The sequence below is a fragment of the Streptomyces sp. O3 genome (assembly GCF_054788135.1).
Genome location: NZ_JBTVYK010000218.1, coordinates 1 through 253, shown reverse-complemented (window position 1 = coordinate 253; position 253 = coordinate 1). Strand labels below are relative to the sequence as shown.

Here is a 253-nt window from a genome sequence, read left to right as displayed (position 1 = left end):
CATCAAGTGCATCATCATATTTTACTTTTCCTTTCAACCAGAACACAGCCCAGAAACATAGTGCTCCGCCGAAGAAACCAATGATAAGTGAACTTGGAACGGTAACAAATCCAGCGGCAGGGGTAATGGATACTAAACCAGCAATTGCTCCGGAAATGGTTCCAAGCATAGTTGGCTTTTTATTCGTCAACCATTCAACCAAACCCCAACCGATAATACCTGCAGCAGCTGCCGTATTCGTATTAACAAAAGC

1 pseudogene is annotated in these 253 nt (G+C 43.5%); it reads right to left on the bottom strand.

The window, feature by feature from the left end:
• Positions 1-253 (bottom strand): annotated as a pseudogene (locus ACX6XY_RS30425) (ammonium transporter); the annotation flags it as partial.